Source organism: Modicisalibacter muralis (assembly GCF_900102945.1).
Lineage (GTDB): Bacteria > Pseudomonadota > Gammaproteobacteria > Pseudomonadales > Halomonadaceae > Modicisalibacter > Modicisalibacter muralis.
Genome location: NZ_FNGI01000014.1, coordinates 42,151 through 51,217, shown reverse-complemented (window position 1 = coordinate 51,217; position 9,067 = coordinate 42,151). Strand labels below are relative to the sequence as shown.

At 58.0% G+C, this 9,067-nt stretch carries 9 protein-coding genes; 2 read left to right on the top strand and 7 right to left on the bottom strand.

Annotation, left to right across the window (positions count from 1 at the left end):
• The first annotated feature begins 21 nt into the window (after positions 1–21).
• Positions 22–1,323 carry a 3-dehydroquinate synthase gene (locus BLR92_RS18195; RefSeq protein WP_089730703.1) on the top strand — a complete coding sequence of 434 codons (1,302 nt, stop codon included), beginning with the start codon at positions 22–24 and terminating at the stop codon, positions 1,321–1,323.
• A 232-nt stretch (positions 1,324–1,555) separates the two neighbouring features.
• On the opposite strand, the gene BLR92_RS18190 is transcribed toward BLR92_RS18195, so the two are convergent.
• The 3 genes from BLR92_RS18190 to BLR92_RS18180 are packed head-to-tail and all read right to left on the bottom strand — an operon-like array spanning position 1,556 to position 3,590.
• Positions 1,556–1,942, bottom strand: a complete 387-nt coding sequence (locus BLR92_RS18190) for a hypothetical protein (RefSeq protein WP_089730702.1) — start codon at positions 1,940–1,942, stop codon at positions 1,556–1,558.
• 57 nt (positions 1,943–1,999) lie between these two features.
• Positions 2,000–2,758: a hypothetical protein gene (locus BLR92_RS18185; RefSeq protein ID WP_089730701.1), complete on the bottom strand. Its 759-nt coding sequence runs from the start codon at positions 2,756–2,758 to the stop codon at positions 2,000–2,002.
• On the bottom strand, positions 2,742–3,590 hold the full coding sequence (locus tag BLR92_RS18180) for a CsgG/HfaB family protein (RefSeq protein ID WP_089730700.1): 849 nt from the start codon (positions 3,588–3,590) through the stop codon (positions 2,742–2,744). The genes BLR92_RS18185 and BLR92_RS18180 overlap by 17 nt, the downstream gene beginning before the upstream one ends.
• Positions 3,591–4,211: 621 nt before the next feature.
• On the opposite strand from BLR92_RS18180, the gene BLR92_RS18175 reads away from it, so the two are divergent.
• Complete coding sequence (locus tag BLR92_RS18175) at positions 4,212–5,195, top strand: sigma-54 interaction domain-containing protein (RefSeq protein ID WP_089730699.1); 984 nt, start codon at positions 4,212–4,214, stop codon at positions 5,193–5,195.
• A gap of 38 nt (positions 5,196–5,233) precedes the next feature.
• Here BLR92_RS18175 and BLR92_RS18170 read toward each other — a convergent pair whose 3' ends face one another.
• From BLR92_RS18170 to BLR92_RS18155, 4 genes are all read right to left on the bottom strand, one after another.
• Positions 5,234–6,094 carry a nitrilase-related carbon-nitrogen hydrolase gene (locus BLR92_RS18170; protein WP_089730698.1) on the bottom strand — a complete coding sequence of 287 codons (861 nt, stop codon included), beginning with the start codon at positions 6,092–6,094 and terminating at the stop codon, positions 5,234–5,236.
• Between the two features lie 111 nt (positions 6,095–6,205).
• Positions 6,206–7,090 carry a glycine betaine ABC transporter substrate-binding protein gene (locus tag BLR92_RS18165; protein ID WP_089730697.1) on the bottom strand — a complete coding sequence of 295 codons (885 nt, stop codon included), beginning with the start codon at positions 7,088–7,090 and terminating at the stop codon, positions 6,206–6,208.
• A gap of 64 nt (positions 7,091–7,154) precedes the next feature.
• The gene (locus BLR92_RS18160; protein WP_089730696.1) at positions 7,155–7,886 is read right to left on the bottom strand and encodes an ABC transporter permease; all 732 of its coding nucleotides are present in this window, start codon (positions 7,884–7,886) and stop codon (positions 7,155–7,157) included.
• 4 nt (positions 7,887–7,890) lie between these two features.
• On the bottom strand, positions 7,891–9,045 hold the full coding sequence (locus tag BLR92_RS18155; protein ID WP_089730695.1) for an ABC transporter ATP-binding protein: 1,155 nt from the start codon (positions 9,043–9,045) through the stop codon (positions 7,891–7,893).
• Positions 9,046–9,067 lie beyond the last annotated feature (22 nt).

The following is a 9,067-nucleotide window of genomic DNA, read 5'->3' as shown; positions in this document are numbered from 1 at the left end:
GCAAGATCAAGGCGAAAGACAATGCATAACAATCTCTCGTTATCTCATCGCGCCGCTTCTTTCACCGCTCCGTCAGCGGGTTCGGCGCTCGCACCTGGGGCAGCCCATACACAAAGCGGGACCGGGTGTGCCAGCAAGCCGCAAACGGCGATCCGTTGGCAGCGATTCTCGGTGCCTTACGAGTACCCCGTGGCCTTCACGCGCGATCTCTTTTCAGCGGACAATCCGCTGCTCATCGAGATGCTGGCGCTGCGCGAAAAAGGCAAACGACACAAATGCCTGATCTATATCGACGACGGTGTCGCCACAGCCCGGAAGGACCTGGTGCCCCGCATCCTCGACTATTTCACGGCTCACTCGGCGCGCGCCGAACTGCTGGAGATGCCGATCATGGTGCCCGGCGGAGAGCGGATCAAGGCCAGGCTTGCGTACACCATGGCGGTGCAAGAGACCATCCAGCGCCTGGGTGTCGACCGCCATTCCTACATAATCACCATCGGAGGCGGGGCAGTACTCGATGCGATCGGGCTTGCCGCCTCGACAGCGCATCGCGGCGTGCGGCATATCCGTATACCGACCACGCTACTGTCACAGAACGGCAGCGGCGTGGAGGTGAAAAATGCCGTCGATCTCAACGGCATGAAGAACGCCATCGGCACTTTCGCGCCACCCTGGGCGGTGCTCAACGACTTCGATTTTCTCGCGACTCTGCCGCGACGCGAGCGCATCGCCGGTATTTCGGAAGCCATCAGGATCGCCTTGCTCCGCGACGGCGATTTCTACGCATGGATGGAAGCGAATGCCGACAAGCTGGCGAGCCTCGATCGCTCGGTCGAGGAAACCATGGTGCGTCGCAGCGCCGAACTGCATATGCACCAGATCGCTTATGGCGGCGATCCGTTCGAGCTTGGCTCCGCGCGGCCGCTGGATTTCGGTCACTGGCCGGCTCACGAGTTAGCGGAGCTGACCCGCCATGAGCTTCACCATGGCGAAGCGCTGGCCATCGGCATCGCGCTTGGTGCGCGCTACTCGGTATTGGCCGGGCTGCTGCTGCCAGGCGAAGAGCTGCGCATCGTCAAGCTGCTCGAGTCGCTTGGCCTGCGCATCTTCCATCCACGACTGATCGAGCCGGGAGACAACGGCGAAGCGGCGATACTGTCCAGACTGGGTGAGTGCCGCGAATATTCGGGTGACGGGCTCGCGGTCACGCTGCTCTCCGCGATTGGCCAGGGCATCGAGGTGCATGCCACCGATGCCGATCTGATCATGCAATCCATCGCCTGGCTCAAGGCGCGCGAGGAAAGCCAGGCGCTGGTCCGTTGACTGCTCCCGCCCTGAAGGGCCGAGGTCCGTGCCACGATGTGCAAGCCGACCCTACTGCGTACGCCGCATGGCTGCGCATCCTTATCGAATACGCTCGGAACGCCGCTATCGAGCGGTTGTTGAACGATAGAAAGCACAATGGATGTCGGGTGACGAAGTCGGCGAGTCAATTTATCCGCCAGGTCTAGCCTGTATCCAAGCTATTCCTGGCGGCGCAGAGATAGTCGTGTCGTTACTCTATCAATTCTTCTTCAAGCGTATTATTGAAAAACTCCGAGTTAGAAGTCGTCGTTCCACCCTCGGAGCTTTGGCTTGAGTCGGTGACCATCGAGGCTTCGGAGCCATCACCTAATGTCATTTCGATCTGTTGCCAGTTGGTCGCCGAGATAGTGGTGCTGCTGTATAGAGTAGTATCACCCCCCGAGCCGCTTGCTGAAGCCGTCTTATTGCTTTCATAAAGGATCAGTGCTGCCTGCCCACTTCGGGCGGGGAAATCATAGGGGTAGGGGCCCATCAGCGATTGGGCGCTTACGGTAGTCGGTATCAAAAACCCACCACACACTATTATCGCGCCGAGTAGACCGCTGCGCCGGGTCGTCTTGTTGCTATGTGAGGTCACGTCACGCCTCCTGGTTCCGGAGGGCACGAAGCCCTCCGGGTTTGTATTGCCTTCAGGTTAGTTGAGACCATTCACGCTGACACTGACGTTGTTGCCAACGGCGGTAGCGACGGAGCTGATTTCCGGTCCCTCGAAGCCTCTGGGCACGTCTACCCCCAGATCGACGTTGGTGATCGTCGAGTTAGCGGAAATACTGCCGGTTCCGACCTGAACGATATTCGCCAGCAGGATGGAGTCGCTTGCACTCTTGGTTTTCAGATCCAACGACAGGTTGTTGCCAACCGCAGTTGCCGCGCTGTCAACGGTCATGTTATCGATATTGGCCACATAAGAGTTGGCGTCGATGCTGCCCGAGCCATCCCAGAACTGATCGGCATCCAGGTTGGTCTGAACGTCGGTCTCGATGCTGGCGTTGTTGGCCACGGCGGTTGCCGCGCTCTCAATCTTGCCAAGCTCGCCTAGCCCCATGTCGGAATTATCGACATGAATGTCGACGGAGCCTTCGGCAACGGGATGGCCAAGAAACGACTTTTCCCATTCGAAGTTGATGTGTTTGTCCGCTTTGGCCACATTGTCGATATCCGTCACGGTGCTATCGGCGGAAAGGCTTCCATCGAAATCCTGCTCGACTTCCACCAGGGCCAACCCCTTGGGATCCTTGAGATCGACATTAATATCGATGTTTTGATCGACCGTGGTGTCGACATCGAGATCCCAATCCCAGTGGGAAGTATCGAAGGCCTGCGCCTGAGAGACACCCAACATCAAAGCACTTGCTGTGCTTACCGCAACGGCCAGCTTATTGAGTTTTTTCATTGTTGCTTTCCTTTTGGTTTACGGCGAGGTAATGCCCGGCTTGCGGCTGACAAGCTTCATTGTCGGGGACCGGCAAGCCCAGGCCTTCGGTCAGGATCTGGTATGCGCCCATTTCCACGACCGATCGAACACCGTGCTGCAGGGGCTCATTCCTGACAGCGCCGGCATCGAATTCGATGAGTTGATTGCCGAAGAAGCGAAATATCCCTGATTCCACTTCGTAGCCAACGATTTGTTTTTGCAGGCTGGAGACATACAGGGTGCGAAAGCTGCGAACATCGACCAGTCGTAGGTCTAGCCCGACGTTGATGACGGCGGTACGCACCTCCGCGCCGATGCCGCTGACATAAAGTCGCGAACCGCCGCTTGAGATGTTGTAGTTGAGTTCGGTAAGCGCTCCTAGGATCGTAAAATTGGCGGGCAAAACTGCAATCGGTTTAGGCGCATAGGCCATGGCTTCACGCTCGACCAGCTGTTGTTCCGCGAGGGGAACTCGTACATCGAGCCGCTCGGTCAGCACGACCTTGCCGGTCTTGAATAACGCACTGATCAGCATTTCTGAAACACCCTGCGTCAGCGCCGTGCTTTCGGTCAGGGTCGAATAGGTACGTTGTCCCGTCTTGTCGGCGATCTGTCCCACGGCGATGACCGGTAGATGACTGATCCCCTCTACGGCATCAAGTGCCATCAGACATTCCGAATAGGGCGTATGATTCGAAGTGACCGGTGGGCCCATGAGCGGCGTTACGCCATTGATCTCGGGTTCGACGGTTGCGCATCCACTTGCAAGCACTGCAAGACAGGCCGCAAGGCAATGATTCAGCTTGTTCATTGTTTTTTATGCCCGTTTGACTGTTGTGATCCCTTTGTTGGTTTAATTGCACAACCCATGCCAAGTTTTATTTTATTTACAAAACAGAAGGTTGTTAATTTTTTGTGGTTTCCGTTTTGCAAGGTGCACTGGAGGGTTTGCAAAGTGCATTGCAAGTTGGGGTTTCTAATAGGTGATTTGTTATGCTTTCTATTTTTTTTTATTTTTTAGGCGTTTTTTTACTAATGAAAATTTATTGCACAAATAATAAGCGTGAGTATTCTGTTTTTTGCAATTGCTATTATCATGATTTTTAGGAGGAGGGTAATGAATTTTGCCAGTCTAAAGGCTGGCGTATGTTGCACGCTGAAATAATATTTTAACTATATTTATCCAATTTTCGGGTATTAATATTGCCTGATAAAATATGCTATGGATGAGCCGGATCAAATGGTGCGTGGGAAAATATGAGATATAACAAATACTCGCATGTTGTCTTGTGATGGCTTGTTGAGTGGAGTTTTATTTATGGCTCTTTAATTCATAAAGAAGTCGGTTGTAAAAAGGCGACACTGGTTTAACATCTCGTAACAATTATTCTAATTATCCTGATTTTTTAGCCCGCTTCGCGAGGGATTTCATATGCAGCCAATGTACCTGTCGAGTGCTATCAGTCAGTTTGAGAACGAGCAGCCACCCGGAAAGTTCATTGGCACCTCCGCATCAATGAAAAGGCTTTATCAGTCGCTTCGCCTGATAGCAGGTTCCGATGCACCGGTATTCATCATGGGAGAAAGTGGCACGGGCAAGGAGCTTTGTGCCGAGGCATTGCATAAGTGCAGCGCGCGTCGTCAGGCCCCTTTCGTTGCGGTCAATTGCGCGGCCATACCCGCGGATCTTCTCGAGACCCAGCTATTCGGCCATCTTAAAGGAGCCTTTACGGGTGCTTTGTGCGATCAGCAGGGCTATGCGGTCGCTGCCCATGGTGGCACCTTGTTCCTGGATGAAATTGGCGAGCTCGGTTGGGAAATGCAAAGCAAGCTACTGCGATTCTTGCAGACCGGCGCGGTCGTTCCGGTAGGCGCCACGTCGGCCCGTTCCATCGATTGCCGTATCATCTGTGCGACCAATGCCAATCCCGCCGAGTTGATCGAGCAAGGGCGTTTTCGTGAAGATCTGTACTACCGCCTGCATGTGATACCCGTCACGTTGCCGCCGCTGCGCGATCGTGACAGGGACGTTATCGATATTGCTCATGCGCTGCTGGTTCGCTTCGCAGAGGAAGAAAGAAAAGCATTCCAGCGGTTGTCGCCTACTGCGGAACAAGCGTTACTGCGTTACTCATGGCCTGGCAATGTTCGCGAGTTGGAGAATGTGCTGCGGCGAGCCATCGTCATGCACGATGGAGATACTCTGACCGAAGCGATGCTTCACCTGCCTGTGGCTATGCTGAAAATCCAGGCGGTATCGCGCCGCAATTCAACCACATCATGCCCACTATGGATGGTCGAACGCGATGCGATCGAACAGGCCATCAGCGAATGCGGCGGCAATGTGCCGCGTGCCGCCGCGCTGCTGGAAGTGGCGCCATCTACGCTCTATCGCAAGCGACTCGGCTGGAAATAGGACGGCCTGAGGGGCAGCAATTGTACGGGGAGCGTGCTTCATGGCTGGGAATGCTGCCGATGAGCGTCGCCCAGCAATTCGCGAATCAGCGGGTTATCGGCGTCGCGATGCGTGGGTAGCTCGAAGCGCGCACGGGCGATGGCGCTGCGTGATAGCGTCGCGGTGATCAGCATTTCGCGGTCGTCGGCTTCGGCCAGCGTCTCGCCGCGCGGGCCGAGAATGCACGAACCGCCCCAGAACCAGGCGTCTCCTTCGGCGCCGTGGCGGTTGGCCATGATCACCGGCGTGCCGTAGGTCATGGCATAGAAGCGGAGGTTGAGCGGCCAGTTGGTTTCGTTGGAAAACCGCTCGCTGACGATGCCCGTCGCGGAGTTGATCGGCGCGCACAGCACGCTGGGTCGCGCGAGCATGGCGGTATGCACCAGCGCCGGGTTCCACAAGTCGGCGCAAATCAAGTGGCTGGCTGACCAGCCGGGCACCAGTTCGGTGTGGGTCAGGCGCTTGCCGGGGCAGAACCACTTGCCTTCCTCGAGTCCGCCGTAGGTGGGCAAATTGAGCTTGCGATGCACGGCGACGACCGCGCCGTGCTGAACGATCGCCAAGGCGTTGTAATACTCGCCGGGGCTGGCTTCCTCGACGAAGCCGATGATCGTTTGCATGGGGCCGGCGGCCCTGGCGAGTTGCGCGAGACGTGGGTCTTCGCGTGGGCAGGCCGCGTCCATCACGCCGGGGCCGAGGCTGTAACCGGTCAACGACAATTCGGGAAAGACCAGCAAGTCCAGTTGCTGCTCGCGTGCCTCGCGGATCGGTTCGAGATGACGTTCGAGATTGGCGTCGACCTCGCCGAGCTCGGGGTTGAGCTGTGCCGCGCCGACGCGCAGCGAATCCTGATAATGCATGGCGGCTCCCAGGCGGGTTTCGGCTATAGGTTTCAACTACAGATTTCAACTACACGAAGGCCGCCTGTTGGCGGCCTCGTGGTTGCGTAATGCTCGTCGATTAGAGTGGTTTTACAGCAAGTCGTGCTGCTTGAGAAAATCCGTGGCGACATGCTCGATGGTTTCCTGGTCGACATCGACTCGTGCGTTGAGCTTGGCCATGGTCTCGTCGTCGATCAGCGCGGACAGCTTGTTCAACTGCTCGGCGAGCTTCGGGTTGGCCTCGAGAACTTCCTCACGCACTACTGGGGTCAGGGCATAGGCCGGGAAAAAGCCTTTGTCATCTTCGAGAATCACCAGGTCGAAGGCAGGGATGCGACCGTCGGTGGCCGTCGCCATGGCGACGTCGACGTTCTTGTCGGCAAGGGTCGGCAATGTCAGGCCGAAATCCATCTGCTTGACGTTGGCGCGGCCGAACTCGAAGCCGTAGGTTTCCTGCAGCGGGCGCAGGCCGTCATCGCGAGAATAGAACTCGGCGTTGGACGCCAGGGTCAGCGTTTCGCCGCTGTTGATGGCCGCGGCCAGGTCGGAGATGGTCTCGATGCCGCGCTGCTCGGCGTCGGCCTCGCGCATCGCCAGTGCATAGGTATTGTTGGCGTCGGAGGGCTCCAGCCACACCAGCCCCTTCTCGGCATCGAGCTTCTTGACGCGTTGATAGGTCTCTTCCCGGGACAGGTCCTCGGTGACCTTGTTGAAGGTAATCAGCGAGGTGCCCGTATATCCCCAATACAGGTCGACCTGGCCGTTGAGCTGCGCTCGGCGCAGGATGGTGGTACCCATGCCGTCGCGCTTTTCGACATCGTAACCGAGGTTTTCGAGGTACGTGGTGGTCATGTCGGCGAGGATCAATTGTTCGGTGAAGTTCTTGCCACCGACGACGATTTCCTCGGCCTGCGCAGTCGAGACCGTAGCGGCGAGGGCGACACCGGCCAGGGTGGTCAGTAGTTGTTTTTTCATGATGCTCTCCTTGGGTTGAGCGTTGCTCGGTTAAACGTTTCTCGATCAAGCGTTGCTGCATCGATCATGCGCGCGAAGGGTTGACCCCACGCGGCACGACAAGAAAGGCCACGATGGCAATCAGTGTATCGACGACGACCGCCAGCAATGAGGTGGTGATGGCGCCGGCCAGCATCATCATCGGATCGTAGAGCACGATGCCGGTGAATATCAGCGCGCCGAGACCGCCGGCGCCGATTAGAAAGGCCAGCGGCACGGTGCCGACGTTGAGCGCCATGGCGGTGCGCACGCCGGCGAAGATCACGTACAACGCATTCGGAAATTCGACACGCAGCAGGCGCTGGGTCGGCGACATGCCGATGCCGGCGGCGGCTTCCATCAGCGCTGGCGAGACGCCCTTGAGCCCGACATAGGTATTGCGTGTGATCGGCAATAGCGTGGCGACGAACAGTCCAAACACCGCCGGCAGGGTGCCGATGCCGAGAAAGCTCATCGACAGCGCGAGGATCGCCAGGGTGGGAATGGTGGTGCCGATATTCAGCACCTGCATCAGCGTTTCGGCGACCCGCGCCATGCTCGGCCGTGATAGCAGCACGCCGAGCGGAATGGCGACGACGATCGCCAGCCCCCCGGACATGACCACCAGCCAGATATGCTGAACCAGTTGATATTGAATGTCGGGCAGATAGTAGAGAAACTCCTCGACCAGGCCACCGCGCTGAGCCCACACCCCGGCGACGAAGATCAGCACCGCCAGCAATATTCGCCAGACTAACAGCAACGAACGAAAGGGCATGGGCTTACTCCTCCCTACCGGCGTGGATGCGCTCCTCGCTGCGCGAGCGATAGCGCGAGCCCAGGTGGCGAGTCATGGCGCGCTGGGTGATCTGCCCGCTGACTCGGCCTTGCTCGTCGACGCAGGGCAGCCAGGTCGTGTCGTGAGCGAACATCAGCGAGGCGACCTTGCGCAGGTCATCATCCAGGCTGGCTAGCGGCGGCGCGGCCTGAAAATGATCGCGGCAGTAGCCCTTGGTGGTGCGCGCGACCGAGCGGGTAATCATGCCGACGGGCTGGTGGCGATCGTTGACCATCAGAATCGAATTCTGGTAGCCGAAGTCGTCGATGCGGGCCAGGGCGGTTTCCAGGGTCTCGTCGGGGCGCACGGTGCCGATCTCGTTGGAGACCACATCGCGCACCTTGACCAGATTGAGCCGCTTGAGGGCGCGATCCTCGCCGAGAAACGACTCGACGAAGGCATTCTCGGGTGCTGCCAGCAGATCGTCGGGGCTCGAGTACTGCACCAGCTTGCCCTCGCGGAACACCGCGATGCGATTGCCCATCTTGATCGCTTCGTCGATATCGTGACTGACGAACAGGATGGTCTTGTTGAGTTCCTGCTGCATCTTGAGGAACTCGTCCTGAATCACCGCGCGGTTGATCGGGTCGATGGCGCCGAAGGGTTCGTCCATCAGCATCACAGGCGGATCGGCGGCCAGCGCCCTGGCTACGCCGATACGCTGTTGCTGTCCGCCGGAAAGCTCGCTCGGGTAACGCTTCAGGAACACCTCGGCATCCATGGCGATCATGTCCATCATCTCGCGGGCGCGCTTCTTGAAGCGCGGCGCGTCCCAGCCCAGCAGCCGTGGCACGACGGTGATGTTTTCCTCGATGGTCATGTTGGGGAACAGGCCGATCTGCTGGATCACATAGCCGATGCTGCGACGCAGATCCTGGGTGTTCATGTCGGTGGTATCTTTGCCGTCGATGAACACCTTGCCCGAGGAGGGGCGCACGATGCGGTTGATCATCTTCAGCGTGGTGGTCTTGCCGCAGCCCGATGGGCCGATCAGGATACAGATCTCGCCTGCGGGCACTTCCATGTCGATATGGTCGGCGGCGACCACTGCACCCTTGGGGGTATCGAAGACCTTGGTCAGGCTGTCGAGTTGAATCATGCGTGGTCCTTGTCTGGTTGGC

Coding starts and splice junctions, on each gene's coding strand:
- BLR92_RS18195 (WP_089730703.1), top strand. CDS start 22: ATGCATAACAATCTCTCGTTATCTCATCGCGCCGCTTCTTTCACCGCT.
- BLR92_RS18185 (WP_089730701.1), bottom strand. CDS start 2,758: ATGAAAAAACTCAATAAGCTGGCCGTTGCGGTAAGCACAGCAAGTGCT.
- BLR92_RS18180 (WP_089730700.1), bottom strand. CDS start 3,590: ATGAACAAGCTGAATCATTGCCTTGCGGCCTGTCTTGCAGTGCTTGCA.
- BLR92_RS18175 (WP_089730699.1), top strand. CDS start 4,212: ATGCAGCCAATGTACCTGTCGAGTGCTATCAGTCAGTTTGAGAACGAG.
- BLR92_RS18170 (WP_089730698.1), bottom strand. CDS start 6,094: ATGCATTATCAGGATTCGCTGCGCGTCGGCGCGGCACAGCTCAACCCC.
- BLR92_RS18165 (WP_089730697.1), bottom strand. CDS start 7,090: ATGAAAAAACAACTACTGACCACCCTGGCCGGTGTCGCCCTCGCCGCT.
- BLR92_RS18160 (WP_089730696.1), bottom strand. CDS start 7,886: ATGCCCTTTCGTTCGTTGCTGTTAGTCTGGCGAATATTGCTGGCGGTG.
- BLR92_RS18155 (WP_089730695.1), bottom strand. CDS start 9,045: ATGATTCAACTCGACAGCCTGACCAAGGTCTTCGATACCCCCAAGGGT.